The organism is Cryobacterium sp. Y62, from assembly GCF_002929785.1.
In the GTDB taxonomy this organism is placed as follows: domain Bacteria; phylum Actinomycetota; class Actinomycetes; order Actinomycetales; family Microbacteriaceae; genus Cryobacterium.
Map to the genome: position 1 here is coordinate 24,564 of NZ_PJJK01000092.1, position 24,556 is coordinate 49,119.

The 24,556-nt window shown below is 61.5% G+C and carries 20 protein-coding genes; 5 read left to right on the forward strand and 15 right to left on the reverse strand.

Translation table 11 applies throughout. From position 1 onward, the window contains the following. Positions 1-242: 242 nt before the first annotated feature. From CXY71_RS05685 to CXY71_RS05710, 6 genes are all read right to left on the reverse strand, one after another. On the reverse strand, positions 243-3,629 hold the full coding sequence (locus CXY71_RS05685) for an ATP-binding protein (RefSeq protein WP_104134694.1): 3,387 nt from the start codon (positions 3,627-3,629) through the stop codon (positions 243-245). Beyond that, positions 3,626-4,279 (reverse strand): DUF4194 domain-containing protein, encoded by a 654-nt coding sequence (locus CXY71_RS05690; RefSeq protein ID WP_104134695.1) that lies wholly within the window; start codon positions 4,277-4,279, stop codon positions 3,626-3,628. Before CXY71_RS05690 ends, CXY71_RS05685 begins: the two co-directional genes overlap by 4 nt. Then, positions 4,272-5,777, reverse strand: coding sequence for a DUF3375 family protein (locus tag CXY71_RS05695; RefSeq protein ID WP_104134696.1), 1,506 nt, complete (start codon positions 5,775-5,777; stop codon positions 4,272-4,274). The genes CXY71_RS05690 and CXY71_RS05695 overlap by 8 nt, the downstream gene beginning before the upstream one ends. A gap of 59 nt (positions 5,778-5,836) precedes the next feature. Continuing rightward, on the reverse strand, positions 5,837-7,966 hold the full coding sequence (locus CXY71_RS05700) for an alpha/beta fold hydrolase (RefSeq protein ID WP_104134697.1): 2,130 nt from the start codon (positions 7,964-7,966) through the stop codon (positions 5,837-5,839). A 269-nt stretch (positions 7,967-8,235) separates the two neighbouring features. Continuing rightward, positions 8,236-10,467 (reverse strand): UvrD-helicase domain-containing protein, encoded by a 2,232-nt coding sequence (locus tag CXY71_RS05705; protein ID WP_104134698.1) that lies wholly within the window; start codon positions 10,465-10,467, stop codon positions 8,236-8,238. A gap of 363 nt (positions 10,468-10,830) precedes the next feature. Next, positions 10,831-11,268, reverse strand: a complete 438-nt coding sequence (locus CXY71_RS05710; RefSeq protein ID WP_104134699.1) for an ASCH domain-containing protein — start codon at positions 11,266-11,268, stop codon at positions 10,831-10,833. A 317-nt stretch (positions 11,269-11,585) separates the two neighbouring features. Between CXY71_RS05710 and CXY71_RS05715 the strand changes: the two genes are divergently transcribed. The 3 genes from CXY71_RS05715 (at position 11,586) to CXY71_RS05720 (ending at position 13,718) form a co-directional block, all read left to right on the forward strand. After that, positions 11,586-12,362: a metallophosphoesterase gene (locus CXY71_RS05715; protein WP_255412622.1), complete on the forward strand. Its 777-nt coding sequence runs from the start codon at positions 11,586-11,588 to the stop codon at positions 12,360-12,362. 105 nt (positions 12,363-12,467) lie between these two features. Beyond that, positions 12,468-12,824 carry a hypothetical protein gene (locus CXY71_RS20610; RefSeq protein ID WP_146072752.1) on the forward strand — a complete coding sequence of 119 codons (357 nt, stop codon included), beginning with the start codon at positions 12,468-12,470 and terminating at the stop codon, positions 12,822-12,824. 24 nt (positions 12,825-12,848) lie between these two features. Then, positions 12,849-13,718 (forward strand): isochorismatase family protein, encoded by an 870-nt coding sequence (locus CXY71_RS05720; protein WP_104134701.1) that lies wholly within the window; start codon positions 12,849-12,851, stop codon positions 13,716-13,718. Here the strand turns inward: CXY71_RS05720 and CXY71_RS05725 are convergent. The 5 genes from CXY71_RS05725 to CXY71_RS05740 all read right to left on the reverse strand — a co-directional run bounded on the left by CXY71_RS05725 (position 13,668) and on the right by CXY71_RS05740 (position 18,296). Next, positions 13,668-14,099, reverse strand: coding sequence for a GNAT family N-acetyltransferase (locus tag CXY71_RS05725; RefSeq protein WP_368665861.1), 432 nt, complete (start codon positions 14,097-14,099; stop codon positions 13,668-13,670). The two genes, CXY71_RS05720 and CXY71_RS05725, sit on opposite strands and share 51 nt — an antisense overlap. Before the next feature lie 501 nt (positions 14,100-14,600). Next, positions 14,601-16,136: an HAD-IC family P-type ATPase gene (locus CXY71_RS22580; RefSeq protein WP_368665862.1), complete on the reverse strand. Its 1,536-nt coding sequence runs from the start codon at positions 16,134-16,136 to the stop codon at positions 14,601-14,603. A 114-nt stretch (positions 16,137-16,250) separates the two neighbouring features. After that, complete coding sequence (locus tag CXY71_RS22585; RefSeq protein ID WP_368665863.1) at positions 16,251-16,853, reverse strand: HAD-IC family P-type ATPase; 603 nt, start codon at positions 16,851-16,853, stop codon at positions 16,251-16,253. Positions 16,854-16,865: 12 nt separating this feature from the next. Next, positions 16,866-17,324 carry a cation-transporting P-type ATPase gene (locus CXY71_RS22590; protein ID WP_368665864.1) on the reverse strand — a complete coding sequence of 153 codons (459 nt, stop codon included), beginning with the start codon at positions 17,322-17,324 and terminating at the stop codon, positions 16,866-16,868. A gap of 90 nt (positions 17,325-17,414) precedes the next feature. Beyond that, positions 17,415-18,296: a universal stress protein gene (locus CXY71_RS05740; RefSeq protein WP_104134703.1), complete on the reverse strand. Its 882-nt coding sequence runs from the start codon at positions 18,294-18,296 to the stop codon at positions 17,415-17,417. A 175-nt stretch (positions 18,297-18,471) separates the two neighbouring features. Between CXY71_RS05740 and CXY71_RS05745 the strand changes: the two genes are divergently transcribed. Continuing rightward, on the forward strand, positions 18,472-19,479 hold the full coding sequence (locus CXY71_RS05745; RefSeq protein WP_104134704.1) for a universal stress protein: 1,008 nt from the start codon (positions 18,472-18,474) through the stop codon (positions 19,477-19,479). Between the two features lie 775 nt (positions 19,480-20,254). Here the strand turns inward: CXY71_RS05745 and CXY71_RS05755 are convergent. From CXY71_RS05755 to CXY71_RS05770, 4 genes are all read right to left on the reverse strand, one after another. Then, on the reverse strand, positions 20,255-20,713 hold the full coding sequence (locus tag CXY71_RS05755; RefSeq protein ID WP_104134706.1) for a carboxymuconolactone decarboxylase family protein: 459 nt from the start codon (positions 20,711-20,713) through the stop codon (positions 20,255-20,257). Between the two features lie 23 nt (positions 20,714-20,736). Then, on the reverse strand, positions 20,737-21,666 hold the full coding sequence (locus tag CXY71_RS05760; protein WP_104134707.1) for an alpha/beta fold hydrolase: 930 nt from the start codon (positions 21,664-21,666) through the stop codon (positions 20,737-20,739). 256 nt (positions 21,667-21,922) lie between these two features. Then, positions 21,923-22,132: a DUF2945 domain-containing protein gene (locus CXY71_RS05765; protein ID WP_104131165.1), complete on the reverse strand. Its 210-nt coding sequence runs from the start codon at positions 22,130-22,132 to the stop codon at positions 21,923-21,925. A 91-nt stretch (positions 22,133-22,223) separates the two neighbouring features. Beyond that, positions 22,224-22,757 carry a DUF488 family protein gene (locus CXY71_RS05770; RefSeq protein WP_104134708.1) on the reverse strand — a complete coding sequence of 178 codons (534 nt, stop codon included), beginning with the start codon at positions 22,755-22,757 and terminating at the stop codon, positions 22,224-22,226. A 327-nt stretch (positions 22,758-23,084) separates the two neighbouring features. Between CXY71_RS05770 and CXY71_RS05775 the strand changes: the two genes are divergently transcribed. Continuing rightward, the gene (locus CXY71_RS05775; RefSeq protein WP_233204450.1) at positions 23,085-23,735 is read left to right on the forward strand and encodes a dienelactone hydrolase family protein; all 651 of its coding nucleotides are present in this window, start codon (positions 23,085-23,087) and stop codon (positions 23,733-23,735) included. Positions 23,736-24,556: the final 821 nt, after the last annotated feature.

A 24,556-nucleotide genomic window follows, 5' to 3' on the forward strand; every position in this document is an offset into this window, starting at 1 on the left:
TGGGGTTTCGGAAACTGGGATTGCGATGGAGTCGCCGCATTGTGGTCACGTTTCTGCTCCAGTCCAAGGTACTTGGTGAGTTCAGCCCAAGCCATTGAGAATGAATCTCGGACCGGTATGCAAACATGCTACGCCCAAGCCAGTGCGGCCCGACAGCGTGCAGGGATAGCAAAACAACGAGGCACCTCATCGGCGAACGCCGCTTTGGTATACGTGCGTTTTCGCACGAAGCGCCGACCGGACTACACGGCCGACGCTTCGGCCATAAGTACCTCCGGGGATGCCAACGGGGTGATATAGGAGTAACCGGTGGCGGTGTTCTTGGTGATCGAGAGCACCAACTGCATGTGCGGTTCCAGGGCCGTGACCTTGTCGAGCGGAGCTCCGACGATGAGTTGAAAACCGAGGCCCTTCCATGCGGCGACCGCACGCCCGGCGAACTCGGCATCGGATTTCACGAAACCCTCGTCGAGAAAGACCGGGGCAAAACGCGGCCGGGTGCGGCTCTCATCGCCGAGCTGAAAGCGCAGGGCGGCGCCGACGACGAAGGCCACGAGTTCCTGCGACTCGCCACCGCTCTTGCCGCCGAGGGAGGAATAAGTACTCACCTTTACGCCTTCGCACGTCACGCGCACTGCGGTGATTTCGACATGCTGGCGCACGTCGAGCAGCAGGTCCCGCTGAGAGTTGTTCAGCCCGTCGGGCCGGCGAATCAAAGCCATGAACCGCTGCAGCCGGGTGAAGCGATCCTCGGTTTCATCATCGGTGAATTGCTCAGTCGCGCCCGAAGCAAGCACCTTGAGTTCCTTGCGGAACGCGGTCGCGTCGTCTCGGTGAAGGCGCCGCAGGGCGATCTGTAGGCGGTCCCGGCCCGCGCCGAACGGTAGTGTCGCGAGAATCTCGTTGATCGGTCGCAGCCGGTCTTCGATCTCCTCGATCGCCGAGTTGAAAGCGCCGGTGAGCGGCACGAGGTCTTGCCCGCTCCAGGCGGAGAGCCGGCGTTTCCATTCCTGCCGCCGCTCCGACAGGCCGAGGGTGCGGATCGCGTCGAGAATGTCGGTGTAACTCGCGACTGATTCAAGCGCGACGCCGATGTTCGGGTCTGGCCAGCGGCTCTGGAAGGACTCGAAGATGCCGATCATGGTCGCGCGATCACGTGCCGCGCTATCTCGGTCTTGCGTCGACTGCGCAATCAACCGCTCGCGCAGGCGTTTCAGGCCGGCGGGAAAGCCGGCGAAATCGCTCGGGTCGGTGACCAGCGCGAACTGCTCACTCAGGTGTGCGGCATGCTCGGCCGCGAGCACGAGCGCGTCGTCCTGTCTGATCTGGTCCAGTCTCCCACTGACTCTGTCTTGCGCGTCAACGATGCTGCTCTGCTCTGCGGCGAGCGTTGCGCTGGTCTGGTCGGCCGCGTGCTTCTGCTTCCCTGCGACATCGAGTTGGAGAGCCAGCCGGCCCTCTTCATCGTTCAGGGCGCGCAGAATATCGCTGCCGGCGAGCATCCGTTCTTGCTCGGATTTCTTGCCCGCAATGCGCTCAGCGGCAGCCGCAACGTCGATGGTCGACCAGTCGGTGTCGAGAATATGCTGGTGAGCGGTTTTTTTGTTGCGAAGATCAACGAGACCGTCCGCGACACCAGATGCTCGCCCAGCGGCAGCATCGGCTACCCGTCCCTGCACTGCGAGTTCCGACGCAATGTCGTCTAGCCTGGCGCGGCTGGAGAATCCGATGATCGATTTCTGACCCGCGTTCACGCCGTGGGCGCCTCGGGAACCATTGCGCGTCTGCCCGCTCGAAGTCACCCGTGCGCCTGCGCCCCCCAGCTCGGACGGGCTGGCCACGCACAGGGCGTCGAGGTTGGTGCTCCGAAGTCGCGCCTGTACCCAGCTGCTGAACGGCGAGTCCTTGACGTCGAGCTTGCCCGACACGTAGCGGGCGTCGCCGTCGGCCACGACGTGCGGCTTTAGCGCGACACCCGCAAAGTGGATGCGCAGCGGCAGCTGCAGTGGGTCGATCGCCGCGCTGAGCTGGGCGAGCCGGGTCTCATCGACGAGCAAAACCCTGACGACCGAGGCGAGGATTACCTCGGCGGCCTGCCGCCACTGCTCTTCACCGGCGGCGAGATCGATCAGTTCGGCGACGAACGGCAGCTCATCGACCGGAATGCCCGCAGCTTCGGCAATCAGCAGGCGGGCCTGGTGCAACTGCTGGGGTACGAGGCTCTCGCGTCCGGTCAGAAAGGCACGTTCCTGCTTGAGTAAGCGGATGCCCTCCTCCACCGGGTACGACTCGCGTTGTAGCGCAGTGCGGGTCGCCTCCAGGGTAGCCTCGGCGGCGGCGAACCCGGCGGCGAATTCCTCGGCGGCGCGCTGGGCGGCCGCAAAGGAAGCGAGCGAGTCGACCTGCAGGGCGAGATTCTGCACCCGATGGTCGAAGCCTGCGCGCTCCCGAGCCACGTCATCGTGCTGGTTGCGCAGCTGGGCGAGTTCGTTTTGCAGGCGTTCGAGCACGTCGCCGCCATTGTTACGCTGCTGCTGTTGCAACTCGGCCACCCGGTTTTTCAGAGTGGTTTCACCGTCACTCGCCCAGCTCAGGGCCACCTGGTTGTCCCGGCGAGCGACCCGGTTGGTGTCGGCAGCGGTCTCGAGCAAGGCTTGCTCGGTCTGCAACTGCCACAGCACGAACGGGGTATCACCGGCCCGGTGCACGCCGAAGGTGTCGACCAGGTCAGCCTTGGCGGTCGACACTTCATAGGCACTGTGCAGATCGGGCAGGCGTTCGAGCACCTGCGCCTTCTGCGCCTCGGTTACCATGGCGCCGTAGGAGCGCTCGAGATCTTCGAAGTGGTCGACGGCCTTGTCGGCGGCCGAAAAGGTCGCTGGCTCTTCCAGCACCATCGACTTGTACAATCCGTCGACCGTTTTCACCTGCTGGCCCGCCTGAATGCGGGCGAGCAGGCGCAGCGCCTTGCTGCCCTCACCGTTGGCGCCGATGCCGAGCCGCGTGTACAGCGTCTGGGCGAAAGCCGCGTAGGTATCGAAGACGTCGAGGCCGTCGAAGTGGGCCTTCAGGGCGCGCCTGTCGAACCGATTCTCGGCGATGGCGGCGAGGTCGCGCAGGTCAAGGCATCCATCTGTCGTGGCCATTTTCATGGTGACGTCGGCGAATTTGTTGGCGCCGCGCGGCACGAAATAGGCCCGCAGCACGGTGAAGCGGCGTTGGTTGTCGTCGACGAAGGTCATGGCGATAGCGCCCCAGGTAGCGGCCTTTGCGCCACGCAGCACCTGGTCGGTCAGCTCGTCGGTGCCGGCTTCGCGGTTGGCGTCGGTCTTACCGCGCAGGTAGGTCATCAGATTGCGCTGGTCGACGCTGCGCGCCCGGCCGGAGCCGGCGTCATTCGAAGCGCCGTTGAACGGGGTGTCCGAGGGCATCATGAGGGCGAGATAGGCGTCGAGCATGCTGCTCTTGCCGGTGCCGGAGGCCCCGGAAACGAGCGTGGCCGAGGCATTGAAGTCGATCTCGTGGTGGCCATGAAAGCCACCCCAGTTGACCAGTTGCATCGATTCGGCGCGCCACTGGGTGGTGCCCTCGGTGGCGCCATCGATGTAGAACAGCGGGGAATCGTTCATACCAAAGGCTCCATCAGCGGTTCGTTATTTTCGGTGCGCAACCACTCCAGCAACTCGCGCAGGCGCTCCACCGGCAGCAGTACTTCGATCACGGCGGAGATGCGAAAGCGGTCGGGGTCGCTGGTCTTCAGCAACACCCGCGCCTTGGCGAGGCTGTCGACGGCGGCCGTCGCCTTGCGCGCGTCGCCGGACAGGTCGGTCGCGTGCTCCGGCCGAAAATGGGCAACGTTGTCGACCAGGTTGTCGCGGTCGACCAGAACAATTTCGAGGCCGTTGGCGCGTTCGCTGCGAAAGCGCTGGCGAAGCAGCACGAGCAGAATGGTTTCTTCGCGGCTGTAGGCAACGTCGTGCAGCAGGGTAGGAAAGCGTTCGCCGCCCTCCGCGAGGGCCTGCCGCTTGAAGGCGATCTCGTAGTGCAGGTCAACGTGCAGGTCGAGAAAGACGTCGTTGAGCCGCGATTTAAGCAGGCTCTGCGATTCCAGCAGGGTCTGCCACTCAGCCGGCTGCAGCGCCGACGAAATATAGCGGTGCTTGAGCAGCAGCACCAGCGTGCGGCGCTGCTCCACGCTCAGGCCGCCCTCATCCCCCTCGAACAGCGAGAGGCTGGCCGGGTCGCTGTCGATGCCGGTGTCGGCCAGGTCGTCAATCATTCTCAGAACCCAAATTCTGGGCGGCCAAAGCCGCCGTGTCGTCGTCGGTCAAAATGAGGCGCGGCACCTCGAAGAAACGCACTGAGCCATCCGGTCGCACCGTTTCAAAGCGCTCCAGACCCGCCGCTCCCGGACTGAGCTGGGCGGCGAGCTGCAGCAGGCCGAGAATCTCGACCGGCCGACGCAGACTCGCGTCGAGTCCGTTAAAAGCGCTGCCCACGGACGCCGCCTCCCCCGTTGCGAAAGCGGCCACGAGGGCGTCGCGCAGTTCTTCGAGCAGCGGCCCACCTTGCTGGCGCAGGGCATCGAGGCTCGGCGCCGCGGGCGCGGCGTCGGACACATCGACCAATGCGGGCGGTGCGCGGTGGGCGACCGGATCGTAGAATCGTTCGTGCAGATGTTCCACGTCGAGGGTGCCCGGCATGAGTTCAGCCGTGACGGCGGAACGGGACCCGGCGGTCTGCATCCAGGTCGCGAGCTCCCGGTTCACGTCGCGCAGCACACGTTCAAGCTCGCGGTCTTTCACGACGTCGTGGTTGACGATGTGTTCGCGCAAAGTGGTAGTGAGCCCCTTGCGCTGGGTCAGCACGTCGTCGATGCCCTTGCGAATGAGGGTGACCGTGCTCATGAAGCTGCGGCGTTCGGTGCGACTGAGTTCGAGGGCGAACGGATGCAGCAGAATCGTCTCGAGATCAGCTTTCAGCCCCTGCAGCAGAGCGTCGTTGCGCAGCAGGGTGAACGCGCCCTCGAAGGCGCGACCCTCCGCGGTCGACGACATGAGGGTATCCGTTTTGGCGAGGTAGTCGTCGAGGACTTCGCTGATCGGGCGGTCCTCGCCGCGAAAGTCGTTGACGATCTGGCGGTGCATGGCCGCGACGGACTCTTCGACCCGTTTAAAGTCGCTCGGCAGCTGCTGAATGAGGTTGATGAGGTTGGCGTAGCCCTCGTGCATCTGCTCGTTAGAGGCCGGCGCAATGTCGCCGCCGTCGGAGAGCCGGTCACGTTCGCTGGTCAACTCGTGGATCTGCTGGTCGAGGCGGCGCACCCGCTCCTCGCGGTCTGGGTTGGCTTCGGTGGCGCGATGACGCACCGTGTCGACGATCGTGGTGAGGCGGGATTCGCTGATTAGCGCCCGATCTCGGGCGAGACCGTCGACGAGCAGCAGGGCTTCGAGGGCGTGGCTGGTGAGCGAGTAGTGCTCCTCCGGTCCCTGCCCCGCGTCGCTGATCTCGCGGTAGAGCCAGAGGTCGTTCATCCACTGCACGCAGAGAGCGCGACCCGTTTTCTCTGGCGCATTCAGGCCAATGCTGCGGAGGTCGGCGAGGTAGGCATCCACCTGGGTGTGCAGCGCCTCGCAGGAAACACTGCGGCGGTCACGACTGAACGAGCTCTTGAACACCGCGAGCACGAAGGGTGCCCACTTGCGGTCGAGCAGCCGCAGCGTGGGTTTGTCGAAGGCTTCGCGTACCCGCGCCAATTCGCCTGCAATGTTACTCACTAGCTCGTTCCCTTCCGGATTTCCACTTTAACCGACGCGGCCGGGTGCTCCTGACCTAATCAGCCGAGCAGGCGCGGCCGCTTCCAGTCGGCGCCCTGCACGTGCTGGTCGAGAAAAGCGAACACGGTCTCGTACCAGACCACCGCGTGCTGGGGCCCCAGCACCCAGTGGTTCTCGTCGGGAAAGAAGAGGAATTTGTGCTGGGTACTTCCATTAGCAGTCGCATGGTGCTCGGCGAGTTCCGACCACAGTCGCAGGCTTTCGCCGATCGGCACCCGGTAGTCGTGGTCTCCGTGAATTACGAGCATTGGTGTGACGATGTCACGCACCGCCCGGTGCGGCGAATTGTCGATCATGCCCTGCGCCGAGAAAATGCTTTGCCAGTACTGCGAGTCGTCGGTGGTTCCGTTGAACTGATCGAGCGACCACAAACTCGCGTGGCTGACGATGGCGCGGAATCTGTCGGTGTGGCCGGCGACCCAGTTCGCCATGTAGCCGCCGAAGGATCCGCCCATTGCCGCTGTGAGTGTTTCGTCAATCTCAGGGAGCTTTTCGGCGGCATCAACGATCGCAAGGAGGTCGGTATAGGGCTTGGCGCCCCAAGCGTTCCAGCCGCGCGCGATGAAGTCGAGGCCATATCCGGTCGACAGCGCAGGGTCGGGCAGTAGCACCGCATAGCCCCGGGCCACGGCGAGCAGCGGGCTCCACCGCCAGCTCCAGGCGTTCCAGCTATTCAGCGGGCCACCGTGAATCCACAGCAACAGCGGGGCCGGATGCTCCTGCGCGGCTCCCGCAGGCAGCAGCAGCCAGGCGCGCACCCGCGCTCCATCCTCGGCTCGGGTCTCGACCTCGGTGATCGTGCCGGGGACATCGGGCAGCGGGGCGGGTGTGGCCAGCATCGTGACGGTGCCGGATCGGCCGATGAGAACGGGATGCGCTGGCGCGATCCAGGACGAGCGCAACGCCACGAGGTCGCCGGTCTGGGCGTCAACGCAGACGTTGGTGTAGCTGAAGTCGTCAGTGGTGAGCTGCTCGGGCGCGCCGCCGTCGAGCGGCACACGAAAGATCGGACCCCGCCCGTCATGGTCGGCGGTGACGATGAGCGCAGTCGTGACGCCAGCGTGCGGTCCGACGGCGTGCGGCGCGTCGAAAATCAGGCTGGTCGGCCAGCGGTCCCAGTCGGCGGCGAGGCGACGCGGGTGGCCGCCATCGAGGTCGGCGACCCAGAGTTCCTGGTCGGCTGGGCCCACTGGGGTGCTCATAGCGGAGCGGACGAAGGCGATCTGTCGGCCGTCGAGGCTCACGTTCGGCGACTCAAAGTCGACCTTGGGCTCGTCGAACAGTACGGTCTGGGCGCCGGTGGCGACGTCGAGCGACACCAGCACGTAGCGGCCGGACCGTTGCTCGGCGACCCGCAGGGCCACGATGAGCGTGGATCCATCGGGGGTCAGGGCCTGGCCGGCGGTATCCATGGTGCGGCCGGGGCTGGGCGTGAGGTCTCGGGGACGAGGGAGGTCGGCGGGGTAGGGAGCGGGGGCATCCGCTTCGGTGCTACTGACGGGGCCCGTGATTGTGTCGTGCAGGTCGGCGAGGTCGAGCGCGAGCAGGTGCGGTTCGGCGGGCCCAAGGTCGTGGTCCCAGAACCGCACCGGGTAGCTTTCGTGCAGAATGGCCACGACCTTCTTCTCGGTGCGCTCCTTACGGGCGAGGGCATCCGCTTCAAGGTCAGCGGCGCTCGGCAGCAGGTCGGCGGCGATCACGAGCGAGGTCGCGACGGTGGTCACCGCAGCGATGCCGGACACTCCCCCGGCTAGGCGAGTGATCGCACGGGCTTCACCGCCACAGGCTGGCAGTAGCCAGAGCTGGGCGGCCTCGGCGTCTTTGTCGAGTTTGTCGGGTTTGTCAGCGGCGGCATCGGCGCGGGCGGACACGAACAGGATGTCGCCACTGGCCGTGAACGCGGCCCCGGATTCGCCCTTCACCGACCGGGTCAGGCGGGTCGGAATGCCGGTGCCATCGGCGGACACCGACCAGAGTGCCCGCTCGTAGCTCGTTTGGTCGCGGGTGAGGGTGGCGACGGTCAGCACCACCCTCTGGCCGTCGGGCGAGAGGGCGAGACTCTCCACGCGGGGCAGCGCCACGTAATCGTCGAGGCTGGAAAAGGGCGTGGGGTGAGACTCCAATGTCATAGCTCCACGCTAGCCGACCCGGCCGAACGGCCAGCGGCACGAGCGTTCCTCGTGGCTAATTCAGGAGATTCGTCGGGTGCGCGACTGGGCGTCGCACCGCGCCGCGGGTCGGAACCGTCGCAGCTACGGCATTTCCTGATTAAGCCACGGCCGCGCGCGTCTGGGCGACAGGGTACACAACTGCGGAGATCTCACCCGCAGGAAGCAAGAACGAGGCGATCCGCCCTCTTCCTGGCCGATTCTCCACGGTTGCGCACGTCCACCGAACGTCAGCCGAGCGCAGCACCGAGCGGAGCTTCCCCGACCAGGTACAGCCGCTGCGTAGCGCGGGTCATCGCGACATAGAGTGCCCCCGCGCCACGCTCCGAGGCCGCAAGAATCGCCGCCGGGTCGACGACGATGACCGCGTCGAACTCCAGCCCCTTGGCGTCCCGCGGAGTGAGCAGCGCAATCTCCCGGCTCAGGCCGAGCGCACCGACGCCGAGCAGGTCGCCGAATTCTGTGCGCAGAGTTGTTTCCAGGGCGTCGAGATCGGCGTCGACGACGATCACGGCGAGGGTGCCGCCGGCGCCCAGCGCCCGGTCACGGCGCACCGCCACCGCGGCATCCGTTACCGTCGCGACCGGCCACTCGCTCGACCGCACGGTGCGCGAAGGCGTGATCGGCAGATGGTGCGAGATCGCGACGGTTTCGGCTGCGGTGGCGATCTGGCTCGGCGTGCGATAGTTCACGGTCAACTCTTCGAGCCGCCAGCGGTCGGCCTCGGGTGAGCCGTCGAGTACCGGCTGCAACGCCTCCTTCCAGCTAGCGGATGCCGCAGCGCTGGCCGCCTGCGCGATGTCGCCGACGATCGTGAACGACCGACGCGGACCACGCCGCAACACCAGCCGCCACTGCATCGGGGAGAGTTCCTGCGCTTCGTCAATGACGACGTGGCCGTAGGTCCAGCTGCGGTCTCGTGCGGCTCGCTCACTGGTCGTGACCCATTCGTCGAGTTCGGCGCTACGAGCGGCGAGGTCCTTGGCGTTGATCAGGCCTTTCACTTGCATGTTCTCGATCGCGATTTCGGCGTTCTCCACGTCACGCTTGTGCTGTTCCTTGAGCGCGCGCTTCTTCGCCTGGTCGACGGCGTTGTATTCACCGAGCAGCTCGGCCGCCTCGTCAAGCAGCGGAATGTCGGCGATCGTGAACTCGGCGTCGCGCGGGCGCGCCAATAGTTTGCGCTGGGCGAAACGCCAGCGCGGGGTCAGTTCCTCCAGCCACTGTGGCCGGGCGTAGAGGTCTTGCAGCAGTTTTTGCGGCGTCAGCGGCAGCCAGGCAGTGTTCAGCGCAACTCGCACATCGTCGGCCAGACGCAGGTCTTCGCGCAGCATAGGCAGGTCGGTGTCGTCCATCGACCGACCCTGCTGCTGCAGCTGCTCGAGCCACACCCGGGACAACGCGTTGATGGCCATCTTCACGAATGTGACCCTGGCCTCGTTGTAGGTCTTGCCGGTGCCTCGAGCGCGCGCGATCGCCTGGGAGACCAGCTCCGGCTGCAACACGATGCGATCGCCGTTAGCGACGATCACCTGCGCGGCGGCAGGCATTCGCTGCCGGGAATGCACTGCCCGTGCCAGGAGATCGGCCATGAACGACTGGCCCTTCAGAGCCGCGACGGCCGGGGCATCCTCTATTGTCGCTTCGACGCCGGGAAACAGCTGCCCGACCGACGCCAACACGACGCCGGTCTCACCGAGCGACGGCAGTACGGCCTCGATATACTGCAGAAACGAGCGTGACGGACCAATGATGAGCACGCCGCTGTCACGCAGTCGATCCCGGTGCGTGTACAGCAGGTAGGCGGCGCGGTGCAGAGCGACGGCGGTTTTGCCTGTACCTGGGCCGCCCTGCACGACGAGAATGCCGGCCAGCTCAGAGCGGATGATGCGGTCCTGTTCCGCTTGGATGGTCGAGACGATGTCGGACATGTGCCCGGTGCGCTGCGCCGTGAGTGCCGCGAGCAGCGCGCCCTCACCCTGGTGCGTGATGGCCGAAGGGTCAGAGAGCAGGGTGGCGTCGAGGATCTCATCCTCGATACGGATGATGCTGCGCCCCTTGGACAGCAAATGACGGCGAGCCCGCGCGCCGAGCGGCGTGGCTGCGGTGGCCTGGTAGAAAGCGCTCGCCTGTGGCACCCGCCAGTCCAGCAATAGGGGTTTGTGGTCGGTATCACGCAGTCCGACCCGCCCGATGTAGCGATAGACGGAGTCGCCCGACTCGTCCGGCATGGTTTCGAGCCGGCCGAAGGCGAGCCGATCGTCGACCTCGCGCAATTGCACGATGCGGTCCTCATACAGACGGGCAAAAGTATCGCGTTCGCTGCGGGACTGGTGGTTGCCGCCCACGTCGAGGCGGCGCACCTCGATCAGCTGATGTTCGGCCTCTTCCGCCAGTGCATCCAACCGCTCATACAGCGACTGGACATAGTTCTGTTCCCGAACAAGCTCCTGGTCGATCACGCACGCACCCCTTAAACCGAAGCCTCTAGTTTAGTCGCGGTCGGTGTGGTCCTGGCTGTGCGTCTCAAGCCGCTCGAAAAGACCTGCCGGGCACGCTTCGTTCCGGTGAGATCTTGATCGGTGATCGTCATTTTGGTGGTATTGCTGAGAGTGACCAGGACACCCTTTTGAGCTCGAAATCCTGGTCGTTGATGGATACGCACGCATAGCCGAGAGAGGCATTCCGGTCAGGCTGTTGGACGATACAGTTACATTCCCGCTCCGCGGTGCTCTTTGTCACAGACGGTGATAAAGCTCCACGGCTGCCGATTTCTGGCTGGCCAGTCCACCGGGAAACCTCAATAAATTGTGTGAGCACTAGGATTACCGCGCCGTGTGGCCGTGCGATTGGATCACCTGAAACCGTTCCAGCACCACGAGCGTGTCGTCGTCGACCGTGAAGGTCGGGTCCTTGAGGCCCGCCCGCAACTCCGTGCTGTGCCAGAAGGCCTCGTGAACGGTGCGCCAGGCGGCGACGGAGACGAATCCTTCGCCCTCATCGCGCGCATGCGCGACTCCGACGTTGGCAAGTCGAGTGATCTCGACAGCAATCGTCTGGATGATAGCCACCGCTGAATTGTGGGAATCCACGACCGTCTGCCTGGCCCCGATGACCGGCAGCGGTTCGTTCTCTCTCGAGTACTCCAGCAGCGTCGAGCTTGTGGAGGTCTTCGTGCCGTCCAAGATTGCGGCGATGAGCCGGTCCCTCAGGGGACCCGCAAAAGCGAACTCCGCGCTCGGAACGGCGCAGTGAGTGGTCATAGGGCGATCCTATTTGATGGAGATCACAAGTGAACCGCAAGATGTTCCTCGCGCGAAACTGCCTCTTCGGTGCGGAAGAATCCGTGACCAACCGTCCCAGGCTCAACGTCCCAGTGGTGGGGTGCCCTCGCTGAATGCCGTGTCGAACGCCCGGGTGCGTTTGGTTGAGCTGCTGGTGTTCAGGGTGATCGTGTCGGTGCTCGGCTACGTCACTTCCCATCAGTGTTCGGTAGAAGCTCGGTAGGCTCAGAAAGCCGATGGGGCTACCGAGACCGTCGAGAGTGAATCGGAGCTGACAATTGGTAGTCATCGCGCATTTGTCTGACCCGCACCTCGATGGTAGCCCCGAGGCCCTCAGTCGATTGACGCAGGTTGCCGATCATCTGAGAGGGCTCGCTGTTCGGCCCGACGTTGTCATCGTGAGCGGCGACCTGACTCAGAGCGCGGGCAGCCTTCCTCCTGCCGATGAGACGGTGTTGGCCGCTCAAAACCTCGAGTCCCTGCTGGCTGCGCTGTCAATGCGCGTTCCGGTGTTTTGCTGCCCGGGCAACACGGACGACCGTGTGGCATTTGCGTCCCGTTTTGGACTATCTCCGCCGATTCCGGGGTCGATGCACCAAGTCCATCGGCTTGGGCAGCTCGTCATTATCTTGCTGGATGTCACCGTGCCCGGCCACGGGTATGGCCAGGTGACCGATTCGATCCTTGCGTGGTTGGCGCGCCAACTTGATGCCTTGAGTGGAGACGAACGGGCTGTGCTCGTGATGCATCAACCACCCACGCCGCTCTATCACGCGGCCGTCGATGGCTTGTTCCTGCACAATAGCGGGGCGCTCGAGGCCATCATCACCCGGCATGAGCAAATCGTTGCCGTGCTGTGTGGGCACACCCATGCGGCGCTCGCTACGACGTTCGCCGGTAAGCCGCTCGTGATCGCCCCCGGAATTCGGTCGGCGGGCGTCCTGTTGCAAGAGATACGTGAGCCCGGCTCCCCGTTGACTACCGACGACGTTCCGCCTGGCTATGCGATGCACGTCCTTCAGGAAAATCACTTCTCGAGCCAGTTCCGGACCCTCGCACAGCGCTCACGATAAGTCCGTCCCGCAAGACGTTCGGCGTACGGCGTACGGCGTACGGGCAGAACTTTATCCAGCTTTCACGAACTACATGCCAACGTATTTCCCCGTTACTCTGAGCCCATGACGACCACAGCGGATGATCAGGCTAAAGCGCGAGCTTTATGGCGCTGGACGGTGACAGCTGCCATGATCGCCGCCGTCTCAATTTTGTTGATCTGGGTCGCCCAATCGCTCCCCAGTATTTGCCCGGCAATTTACCCCGCGCCACCAAGCTGCGCTCCTGATGCACGCTCGGGTCCCGCACTTCTTGGCAGCGCCTCCCTCGTTGCCCTGTTTGTAGCGCTGTGGGTCGCCGGCGCGGTACTTCGACCTAAACGCCGCGATAAAGCATTACGAATCCTTATGATCGTGCTTGTCGTGGCTGCCGTCGTCGCGCCTTTATGGACACTCACCAGTTCCGGGTTCACGCTCGGTTAGCGTTGCACCTGCGGTATTCGCTCGTTGCTTTCATTTGGATACGCTGAAAAGTATGTCAACGGCTCACAACACCTCATCGCGACACAGGATATTGATCTTCGGGATTGTCCACAGCGTGGTCAGCAAGGATTTGACCAAGTCGAATGGTGGGGACCCCGAAACAACGCGGACTGTGATCAGAACATCGCAGCGTTAGTGGGCGAGTGGCACAGGCTTTCGCGACCGGTCGGCTTCGTGCAGCATAATTCCTCGAATCCGCTCTCCCCGCTACACCCCAGCAGCCCCGGCAATGCGTTGAAAAGCTACATATCCGGCACTCCGGATCTATTGGTTCAGAAAACGCTCAACTTAAGTTTTCACGGCACACTCGATCTTGACTCCTGGCTTCGAGAAAACGCTACCTCGACCATTGTGATCTGCGGCATCACCACCAATCACTGCTGCGAAAAGACAGTACGCATTGGCGAAAACCTGGGATACACCGTCTACTTTGCTGTAGATGCGGCGCACACATTTGACAGGACAGACCTCGAAGGTGGAATGATCAGCGCGGCGGAACTTTCCCGAATTGAGCACGTGGTCGTTGTCGTCGCTGCGCTCGTAGCCCCTGCAGGCGACGATGTGGACGGTTTCTGCATCGCGTGCCGTCCACAGGTGCACGGAGGGGGAATCGAGCCCGCTGAGAGTGAGGTCAGCGATGCGAAGAAAGTCGGTCACTTCCTGCAAATCTGGGGTAGTCGTCGGGGTCAGCTGGAGCAGGACTCCACGATATCGGTCGAGGAGATGGGCGCAGGCATCACTTCCCACTGGGGCCTCGCGCCTCCACCAATAGTCTTCGCAGGGCTATATGCCGGGGTTAACGATCCGTTCCATCCAGGTATCGGGACTGTCTAAAGCGGTGAATCCTAGATTGGAATACAAGCCGTGTGCATCGTTGGTTGAGAGCGCTATGCGCCTCAGTCCCAGGGGCTCACACTCCTCTAGAATTCCCGCGATGAGGGCTTTGCCAATACCTTGTCCGCGAACTGCGGGGTCTACGAAGACATCGCAAAGCCAGGCAAACGTAACGCCGTCGGTGATGACGCGCGCGTAGGCAACCTGCCTGCTGGTATCGGTGTCGTACACGCCGAAGTTGTGCGAGCCGTCAATCGCTGCGTCCTGCCGTGAGCGTGATCGCCCAGGCGCCCAGTAAGACTGCTCACTGATCCAACGATGTACTTGGTCACGGTCTATCTCGGCAACATCTGAGGAGAACCGATAATTAGGATTCATCATCCCATCTAATCGTGTTAAAACGGACCCTGCTGCGGGACGTGACCGAGCTGCGCCAACCGCCAGTCCAACCAACACGGAAGTTGAACGCGCCACGCCCAGGTCTTTCAAAGGGTTCCTGTTGGGTCATGTAGTGCTGCGCGGACCTGTCGCCTTCAGGGAGTTGCCGAGGCACCCACATCTGCGGCGACCTGCTTAGCCTCGGATGTACTCCCGAACACAAGTGTCAGCTCAACGGAGGTCGGCGTGTCCACGCCCAGCGACTTCGCTAATTCGTACGTGGTGACTCCCGCCCTGTCGCACGCACTGGCCGGGCCGTCCGAGCTCAGGGCTGGCGCGCTGCATGCACTGTCCACCGAGGACACCACCAGACGCAGCTGCAACGACTTCCCCGGCAAAGCGGCGGCACCCATAACAGCTGTCGCACGATCTGCTGGGGTCGTGACCCGTGGGGTAGTGTCGTCATTTATCCGCGCCACTGACGCTGTCGGTGTGTCGACACGGTCACTTTTGTCGTCGCGCCTGCACTCGTTCGATCGCCTTGCCCAGTTCGACGAACAGGAATATCGCAGCAGACAGGCCCAGGGTGTACCCCCACTCGCGTACCCCGATTGGCGCGGAGCGGAACCAGAGGTTCATGAAGGGGGTATATACGAACACGAGTTGCAGTACGAGAAGCGTGCCAGTCGAGATCCAGATCGCTGGGTTACCGCCCAACACGGCAAACTTCAGACTTGACGCACGCAAAAACCGCGAGTTGAAAAGAAAAGCGACCTGGCTAAGAGTCAGCATGGTCACCGCGGTGGTTTGCGCTTGCGCAAGAAGGGACCCAACAGCAAGCTCCAGGAAGAAAACTGCGATAGTGGCACCACTGATTAGCAAAGCCACCCAGAGGATGCGGCCCAGGTAGGCCTGGCCAATGAGGGATCCGCCTGGTTTGCGGGGCTGACGTAGCATTATGCCGGGCTCGGCGGGTTCATAAGCGAGGGCGAGCGAGAGGATGATGGCAGTGATCAAGTTGACCCAGAGAATTTGCGCTGGCTGAAGAGGCAAGGTAAATCCGAAGAGCACGGCGACGAGAATGACCAATGATTGTGCGGCTGTGGTGGGCAACAAAAAAACGATTGACTTCTGCAGGTTGTCACGGATGCGGCGTCCTTCTTCAATGGCCCGCTCGATGGTAGCGAAGTTGTCGTCGGCGAGAACAATGTCAGCGACCTCTTTAGTCGCCTCCGTTCCTTTGATCCCCATTGCGACCCCGACGTCGGAACGGGTGAGCGCGGGGGCATCGTTCACGCCGTCGCCCGTCATCGCGACGACTTCCTTATGGGCTTGTAAAGCCTTGACGATGCGCAGCTTGTGTTCGGGACTAGTGCGGGCGAACACGTCGACCTCGCGCACGATCCGAATGAGCTGGTCCTGGCTCATCGCTTCCAGTTCGGCGCCGGTAATCACCCGCGCGTTCGCGTCGTGGGTGATGCCCATCTCACGGCTGATTGCTCGCGCAGTGCCCGCATGGTCGCCAGTGATCATCTTTACTCGAATACCAGCAGCATGCATGGTAGCGATCGCATTGATCGCCTCCGGTCGGGGCGGGTCGACGATGCCAACCAGACCAAGAAACAGCAGCCCGTTGCCAATATCTTCGATGTGGAGATCGACCATCGTGTCGGCTGCGGCGCCGCGTGCAGCGGCAAGCACGCGCAGGCCTTGCGCACTGAGATCGTCCACACACTTTTCCCAATACACCGCATCGATCGGCTCTGGTCTTCTGTCGATGCCGATCTGCAGGCTACTTGCCTTGAGTACTTCACCAGGCGCTCCCTTGAGAAGAATCTGCATTTTCCCGTCGGGGTCTTTATCGAGCATGGCCATAAATTTGTTGTCGGACTCAAACGGTATGACCACGATCCGCTTCCAGCTGGCGCCCTCAAAGCTGGTTTTGAGGGCGAGAATTCGCAACGCGCCCTCGGTCGGTTCACCGACGACACGCCAGTGGCCGCCCTCTTCGGTAACGCGGGCATCGTTGCAAAGAGCCATGACCGTGACGAGCTCAGCCAGGTCGGGGCGGGTATCGAGTGTGGCGAGTTCGTCATCGACGCTGACCGTGCCAATGGGCCCGTAACCGATGCCGGTGACGTGGTATCGAGCGGCTCAGGTGACGGCGCTTCGCACCGTCATTTCGTTGCGAGTGAGCCTGCCGGTCTTATCGGAGCAGACGGTGGTAACCGAGCCGAGCGGCTCGACCGCGGTGAGTTTGCGCACGATGGCTCGACGTTTGGCCATCTGCTGTACGCCAAGGGCCAAGGTGATAGTGACAAGAGCCGGCAGGCCCTCGGGAATAGCCGCGACCACGAACCCGATAGCTGCCGACAGCAGATCATTGGCATTCTGATCGTGCAAAAGACGCCCGATCACGAGCATGACACCAGCTACGCCCAGAATGAGCAACGTTACCTTCTTTCCGAACGAGTCCAACTGCCGTGTGAGCGGCGTAGCCAGGCTCTGCACCCCCGTGAGCATGGACTGGATTCGGCCGATCTCCGTGTCAATACCGGTGCCGGTGACGACGCCGACGCCGACGCCACGACCGGTGGTAACGATTGTGCCCGAGTAGAGCATGCTGTGCCGTTCACCAAGTCCCGAATCAGCCAGGACTGGGGTGGTCTTCTTTGAAGTAGGAACCGACTCGCCCGTGAGCGCAGACTCCTCCACGCGCAGTGTGGTTGCCTCGATCAATCGCACATCGGCCGGCACCTTGTCTCCGGATTAAACTCGCACAATATCGCCGGGCACGAGCGCTTCCGCATCGACGTCAACCCACACAGCGTCGCGGCGAACATACGCGTGCAAGGACAGCATCCGGCGGATACCGTCCAGCGCCTTCTCAACTCGGCCTTCCTGCAAGAAACCAATCACCGCATTAATCACGGCTACGGCGAAAATCACTGCGGCATCGATCCAATCGCCAAAAATCGACTTCAGCACGGCAGCGGCCAACAACACGTAAATGAGCACGTCGTTGAAGTGAGACAAAAACCGCACCACCGGGTTCTTCGTCAGCGGGGCAGCCAGCAAGTTAGGACCATAAACCGCCAGCCGTTGCTCTGCAGCGCTAACGTTCAAGCCCTCCGGCTTCGATTCAAGCTCCGCAAGCACTTCCTCCACCAGACGCGCATAGGGATCGTGCGCTCGGAAGGGCGCCTCCGTCTGGGAAGTAATGCTCATGAAAGCACAGTCTCGTAAGGGCCACACGTCGAAACCCGGGTAATTGATGCATGAACTCGATATGTCAACCCGGCCGCTTCTGCAGAGTCATTATTTATTCTGCTCGGCGTTCGCGATGAGCAGAGGCATATCGGCTGGGTGCGGCACGACCACGACCGGGCACGGCATACTGATCAGCAGGTCGTGAGCAACCGAGCCGAGTAACAGCCCAGCCATCATCCCCCGTTCGGGGGTGCCTACCACGACCATTTCAGCGTTCTCCGCCGCGTCGGTGATTACCAAAGCAGCAGATCCGTGTTCGAGGGTGTCTCGAACAACCACGGCCGCATGCTCGGCGCGGACCCGTTCGACCATTCCTGCCAGAACTTCAGCGTGTGCCATACGTATCTCGTTATACGGACTAGCCCCAGCGTCCAACCATCTGAGAGCGAGCAAGGTGGGGATACGCCACGCATGTACGACCGACAGTTCACGGCCGAGCCGCTCGGCTTCCCGAGCGGCGAAGTCCACCGCAAGGTAAGAGGTTTCGTCGTCATCCACGCCGACGACGACGGAACCGTTACGAGGCGTCCAGTCTGTGGGCACGATAACGAGGGGGCAACTCACCCCCGCTGCGATCTGGTGGCGCAATGTTCCATAGAGAGAGCCCGTGGCCTCACGCGTACCGATAACGAGCAGATCGGCATTAGCGGCAGAATTCAGCAACTCCTGGAGCGGTGCGCCTCGTCGTACCGACGTCATCACCTGCACAGCAGGCGCGTTGCGTCTCAATCGACTTGCGGCGTCCATTAACATCTGCTCGTAAGCAGGAATGACCCTGTCCTTCGTAATCGTCATCGGCAACCTTGCCAGATCGATGACAGTAATCAGTTCCAGAGATACCTGAATGGTGCGGGCACGCTCAATCACCCAGTCGAGCGCAGCGCGGCTTCCCGTACCGCCGTTTAGTGCGAGAACAATTGTCTCGGCCATACCGTTTCCTCTCCTCGATCTTATGGAGAATTAGTCTTATGGAGAATTAGTGCCCGAATAGGCCTCCAGTGTAACGGACACTGCTCGCCAGAACTGAGGCTGGTCCGGACGGGCGCCCCTGAACTGGTGCTACAAACGTCGCTCCTTTTTCCCTCGACTATGCAAGGCTGTGAATATGCGCAATGTGATTCTGGTTGGCGTTGATGGCTCGTCGAACAGCGATAGAGCTCTGGATTGGGCAATTGTCGAGGCTAATAGTCGCAATTGGTCACTGCGATTAGTGAGCACGTTTCCCTCAACTTTTGTCGCGGATCCCATTGTCGGAGCGAGCTATGCACTGGCCGCGAGACAAGAAGCCCAAGCCGTTCTGGACCATGCAACGAAACGCGCAGAAGCTCAAAATATCCGCACCGAAGCGCATGTGGAGTCCGGTAATGCCACCAAGGTTCTTGTCGAACATTCCGAAACCACCAAACTGGCCGTAGTCGGCAAGCGCGGCAGAGGAGGTTTTGTCGGGCGACTGTTAGGTAGCGTCTCCTCGGGCCTGGCGGCCCACTCACACTGTCCCACTGTCGTGGTTTTGCAGGGGCACGATACCACTGCAACCGAGTTGGAAGACGATCAAGGTGCTCGTGGTGTCCCCCGCAACGAACGCGGCGAAAAGAGCACGATGCAGCCAACCTTCTTCGAAGCAGTGCATGTAGAAGACCGGCCGCGGCAGCAGGATAACGTGATTAATGATCTTTCCTTTGCTGGTCAAATCGTGATCGCGGTTGACTCGGGTATGCAGAGCCCAGCGTTATGGGAAGCTGCAGAAATGGCGCGCATCCACGGCAAACCGCTTGCATTGGTGTCCGTGACAGGTACACCCGTCGGTGACTTGGTTTGGTCGCCGTCCATGGAAAATTCAGATCCGTATTATGAAGAGGAACTGGCAAAGTTGACCCGCGTCATCACTACGGTCGCAGAACGGTACCCCGACGTGAAACTCAGTCGACATCTCTTCGTAGGAAAGCCAGCAGAAGTTCTTGTTCAAACGACGCAAACCGCTGACTTGGTGGTGCTCGGGACCCGAGGCCTCGGCGGATTCCCCGGACTGCTCTTAGGCTCCGTTAGCCAAGCCGTGCTGCACCACGGACGATCGCCGATCATGGTTGTCCCCGAAGCGAACATGGTGAGTTAGCACCGAGTCTGCTATTGGGCTCCAGTCGCGCCAATTTGGTTCAGCTTGGAGTCTTGCAACCTGTGGGGTTTGACACACTCAGGTTGCGAGCGACTGTGCTCGCTTCTCCTTATAATATTCGCAGGCGGATTGCTCGACACTCCTGGACAGACCGCTCGACGGGTTATGCTACCCAATCTGATGGCTCGCGCGGGTGTGCGACTCACGCCGTGTATTGGCCTACTCGACGGTTCGGAGCGGTTCGCCAAGCTGATCGGCGCCTCGATCGCAGGACTGCTTGTGGCATCCGTAGGACCAATCGCGGCTCTCTTCGACAATGCTGCCACGTTCGCAGTTTCGGCTCTCCTGACTTGGGCATTCGTAACCGTTGTGCCTGCCTTGCTCAGTCGCGCGAAAAACGACAACGACCCGCCGCACACGTCCTACTGGTCGGACCTCGCCGAAGGATTTCGACTCGTCAGCCGTGACCCGTTGATGAGACTGATTGTCGGCCTTGTGGTCTTCACCAACCTCCTCGATGCTGCCCGTAGGTCGACCCTGATGCCTCTACGCCAACGATCGGTCGAGCGGCGCGGCCGCGTTGGGTGCCTCCGCCGAAAAGCCGAAAGCGGCTAGTCCAAGATCGCCAGCGACCGAGTCAGCCCGCAGATGCCAATCCCCGCATGGAGTCATACTCCTTGACCTTTTCATTCGATGAGGTCACGGCCATTAAGTTTATGCGTGCGTCGTGTCGATGTATATCTCTCCCCGCCGATCATGGGAGTAGCGAGATTAGTTAGGTCGTTTGCGGTGGAAGGCTCTGGTGAGTACTCACCGCCAGACGGTTCCACACGTTGATCGCAGCGATGGCCATCAATAGCTGCACAATTTCCCTCTCCTCGAATGATTCCCTCACCTGCCCCCACAACGAGTCCGACACACCGCCGTTTCCGATGAGTGTCACCGCCTCAGTGAGTGCTATGGCGGCACGTTCGCGTTCGGAGTACACGTTCGGCGCTTCCTCCCATCCAGCCAACACATCGAGGCGACGCTGATCGATGCCCGCCGCTCGAGCTTCACGCCCGTGCATGTCCAGGCAGTACGCACAACCATTGATCTGCGACGCACGAATTTTCACCAGCGCCAACAAGGCTTCACCCAAGCTTCCCGCGTGGATGTACTTCTCAAGGGCAACCATCGGTTTATAAGCCTCAGGATCGACATCCCGGACGGAGAGGCGTTGCTCAAATGACATTGTCGTTATCTTTCTGTTTGTGTTTAAGGTGCGTGTACTTCGAGTGGCTCCTCTTGCGTATGTCGCCCGATGAAGTCATCGATCAAATGCACGACGGTGTCCAGCTGTTCATCCAAGGCGAAGTGCCCGGTGTCGAGCAGGTGCAGTTCAGCGGAGGGAAGATCATCGAGGTACGCGCGCGCCCCTGCTTCAGAAAAGAACTGATCGTTGCGCCCCCACGGCACAAGCATGGGAGGCTGATGCTCGCGCATCCACGCTTGCCACACGGGGTACAGCACGACATTGGACTGATAGTCATAAAGCAAATCAAGCATGATCTGGTCTCGTCCAGCTTGATCGAGCCAGTGTTGATCCAAGGTCCATACGTCCGGATCGACGGACTCTGGGCGTGCCGTTCCCTCGAGATGCTGGGAGCGTGTTGCGTCAGCTGTCAGCGCTCCACGGATAACCGGCTCCATCCCCTCGTGATTTATCCAGTACTGAACCACAGGCTGCATATTCGGCCCCAGCCCCACCTCATACGCGTTGCCATTTTGTGCGATGACCCCCTGAATCCAATTCGGATGCCGCGACGCGATGCGATACCCGATAGGAGCCCCAAAGTCGAAAACGTACATAAAGAACTCGTCGATGCCGAGGCTGACCAGAAACGCTTCCATGACCTCAGCGAGGTGATCAAAAGAGTAGACGAAGTCTCCGCCGCCGCTGCTCGAGGCGGGAGCGCTGCTGTAACCAAAACCCGGGTAATCCGGTGCGATGAGATGTACCCTATCGCTGAGCCGATCCATCAGGCGCGCATACTGGTGCGACGCAGCAGGGAAGCCATGCAGGAGTACGAGAGTCGGCGCATCCGCCGGGCCCGCCTCCCGGAAGAAGATCTCTACCCCATCGACGGAAATGGTGCGATGGCGCACCCGCGTGAGCTGATCAGTTTCCGTTGTGAATTCGCCCATACTGTCCTCGCTTCACCCGTCCATGCCTACAATTCAGACTTGCACTGGCAGTAGCTCATGTCAATATAGCTACGAAGTGATGCCACCCTTACCATCCATGACGCAACAGAAGGTGACCACATCTGCGCGCCAACTCACTTCTATCCGGGCTGCGGCACAGACCGCCGACCTCCGACCGTGGTCGCCATCGCCAATGCCAGCAAGCACAGAACGTGGGCACGTTCGCGTTGGTATCCATAGTGGTGGCCGCGCACGGCTAGATTCTCGTCAGGGCCTCGCCCTTATGCATCGCCACGTGATCGGTCGTGTCGCTCGTGATCTCGTACTGCGGATCATCAACACTGCAGCGGCGAATGTGGCCTTTGTATTCCACGTCCTTCGTATGAATCTTCGTAATGGTGCCGCGCACATGGCCGGCCTCGGAGTTCCAGCGCACGTGATCGCCGACTGAGAATTTTTTTATCATAGGTGCACCTTCCGCTTTTACACTGTTGCCGAATCTCTTCACCATATTCGCTGTACTACGTCGCCCCGATCTGGATTGGCACCCTCATCGATCACTCTTCTGGTGGGTACCAGACACGGTCGCCATCGACTTTGGCAAAGCTGGTCAGTGTGTGCGGCTTGGTCGAGGTCAGACTCATGATGTCGAGAACCTGAAAGTCCCGCGCCAGTAATGCGTCTCCGATCAGTGATCGGTGACAACGCCAGGGCACAGCCTCGGCACACATGATCGCCACTGTCTGATTCCTCGCCAATGCCAGCAACTCGTCGACACCGGCTCTGAACTCGGACGTTTGCATGTAGTCGGCGTAGTTGCGAAAGCTTTTATTACGCCACGCTCCATTGATAGATGCTTCTGCCGCCGGGGTGTGTCGTAGCCCGCCGAGCTCAGGGAGCCGCTGATAGTCAATACCTGCCTCCGGCATGCTGACGATAAGTTCGTGTTCCGCAAATTGCGGGTTGTGACGAGACCCCGGAACGGTGCGCACGTCGACGAGTCGTTCGACACCGTGTTTAGTCAACATTCCAACGAACTCATCAATGGGATGAGTCGAATGCCCGATCGTGTACACGCAGATTGCATCCATGCTCCCATTCAACCCCACGTACTGAAGTCCACGTCAGGAATGTCAGATGTGCGCGCTCGACATCCGGCTCCGCAATAACGAGCGGGACCTCGGATGCTGGCCATCGCCCTGTTGCCATCCTGAAGCCGTCGCTAACCTGATCACGGACGAAGCTTCCTCGTTCCAGTCCACCGGTTCCACGAGCTAGGCGCGGATATCTCCGATAACACCGCGGCCAAAGGGAGTCCTCGAACGAACGGAGAAAGCATGCAACCGATCCCGAACCGTTCCGACCATTCACACGCGATTAAAACTGCAGGGCCTGGTGATGTCCCGTTGACAGTGTCAGTGCCGACCGGTGAAGCGCGAGCTGGAGTCATCGTGCTCCATGAGGTCTGGGGCCTCTCCGCGCCAGTTGCCGATCTCGTCGTCCGCCTGGCCGGCTGCGGTTATATCACGGCAGCGCCACACCTCTACCACCGCATCGAGGACCCCGTCGTCACCGATGGGAAGTTCAAAAAAGCCCGCCGGTACCACGACACCCTTACGGCCAAAGGGATCACATTTGACATCGAGAGCGCCCTAACCTGGATCCGCGCCCAGGGAGCACAGAAAGTAGCGATAATGGGTTTCTCTATGGGAGGGACCCTCGCAGTGTGGGCGGCAGCAACACTGCGCATCGACGCCGCCGTCACCTTCTACGGCGCTAGCCTGGCTTCGCCACGCTGGCCTGGCATCCTCAGCGGAATCGATGCCGCACGCGTGCTTAAGACCCCCTGGCTGGGAATATATGCCGGCAAGGACGCCAGCACCCCCGCTCGTGACATCCAACAGATGCGCGAAATCCTCACCCCCAATACCACGCAATCCGCTGTCATTGTCTACCCCAAGGCCCGTCACGGCTTTGCCCTGGACCCGGACCTTCCGCACCACGCCGCAGTCGAGGCAACAGACGCATTCGCGCGAACATCCCTCTTCCTGAAAACCCATCTACGCTAGGCCTCAAGCTGCCCCAGAAAATCGATAAGCACTTGGTAAGCAATCTGGTGCGGGCTCAACTATCTTAGAAAAATTTGTTTGGATCGCGTCCCGCAAGATAATGTTCTCCGCAATCTTCCCCAAACTCGCCTGCTTCCGCGCGGCATCGGTCAAGGGTTGAGTTGCGCGCGGCACATAAACTAATCGTCGGAAGTGAAAATCACCGGGCGATGGCCTTAGCAGAAAGACCACAAGTAGCCGCAATAGACCAAGCAGGAGGACCCACACTGACCAGAATGTTCGCACTGATCTCCGTGCGACTGTCGGACCGCAGCATCGTGCGCTCCGCCAGCCAGACCAAGGCTCCTCTTACCTCCAGGCGGAGTGTCGTGCGTAATCGAATCATTGCTTCAGGGTTGCTGCTTATGGTCGGGGGGTTGTCAGGCTGCTCCTTCCTCGGACCCCCTCCCATACCTCCGACGGAGCTGGGATCGATAAACCTCGGCATGAACGCGGAGGTGGGTCCTGTCGAAGTCAGAAACCTGCTCCTAGTCACACACGGCGAGGCTGAGCCCGCACGCCTTATCGGAGTTCTCCTGAATGGGTCAGAGGCAGAAATCCAGGTAACGCTCTCAGACCAAGACGACAAGATCTCCGTTACCCTCGATCCGGGGCAACAGTATGCCTTCCAGGAATACCCGACTCTGTTCGAGACCGCTGATGACATAGCAGGTGCTGTAGCGGATGTCACTATCACCGTGGGCCCTACGTGCCAGGGTTGGGTGAGGCCAGTAGCTAACAGCAAGTCCGCCGTGTGACGTAGGGCGAGAATCAGGAATCAT

Coding starts and splice junctions, on each gene's coding strand:
- CXY71_RS05745 (WP_104134704.1), top strand. CDS start 18,472: ATGCGCAATGTGATTCTGGTTGGCGTTGATGGCTCGTCGAACAGCGAT.
- CXY71_RS05765 (WP_104131165.1), bottom strand. CDS start 22,132: ATGATAAAAAAATTCTCAGTCGGCGATCACGTGCGCTGGAACTCCGAG.
- CXY71_RS22580 (WP_368665862.1), bottom strand. CDS start 16,136: ATGGCTCTTTGCAACGATGCCCGCGTTACCGAAGAGGGCGGCCACTGG.
- CXY71_RS22590 (WP_368665864.1), bottom strand. CDS start 17,324: ATGAGCATTACTTCCCAGACGGAGGCGCCCTTCCGAGCGCACGATCCC.
- CXY71_RS05770 (WP_104134708.1), bottom strand. CDS start 22,757: ATGGATGCAATCTGCGTGTACACGATCGGGCATTCGACTCATCCCATT.
- CXY71_RS05690 (WP_104134695.1), bottom strand. CDS start 4,279: ATGATTGACGACCTGGCCGACACCGGCATCGACAGCGACCCGGCCAGC.
- CXY71_RS05755 (WP_104134706.1), bottom strand. CDS start 20,713: ATGTCATTTGAGCAACGCCTCTCCGTCCGGGATGTCGATCCTGAGGCT.
- CXY71_RS05685 (WP_104134694.1), bottom strand. CDS start 3,629: ATGAACGATTCCCCGCTGTTCTACATCGATGGCGCCACCGAGGGCACC.
- CXY71_RS05740 (WP_104134703.1), bottom strand. CDS start 18,296: ATGGCCGAGACAATTGTTCTCGCACTAAACGGCGGTACGGGAAGCCGC.
- CXY71_RS20610 (WP_146072752.1), top strand. CDS start 12,468: ATGACGACCACAGCGGATGATCAGGCTAAAGCGCGAGCTTTATGGCGC.
- CXY71_RS05760 (WP_104134707.1), bottom strand. CDS start 21,666: ATGGGCGAATTCACAACGGAAACTGATCAGCTCACGCGGGTGCGCCAT.
- CXY71_RS05725 (WP_368665861.1), bottom strand. CDS start 14,099: ATGATGAATCCTAATTATCGGTTCTCCTCAGATGTTGCCGAGATAGAC.
- CXY71_RS05710 (WP_104134699.1), bottom strand. CDS start 11,268: ATGACCACTCACTGCGCCGTTCCGAGCGCGGAGTTCGCTTTTGCGGGT.
- CXY71_RS05700 (WP_104134697.1), bottom strand. CDS start 7,966: ATGACATTGGAGTCTCACCCCACGCCCTTTTCCAGCCTCGACGATTAC.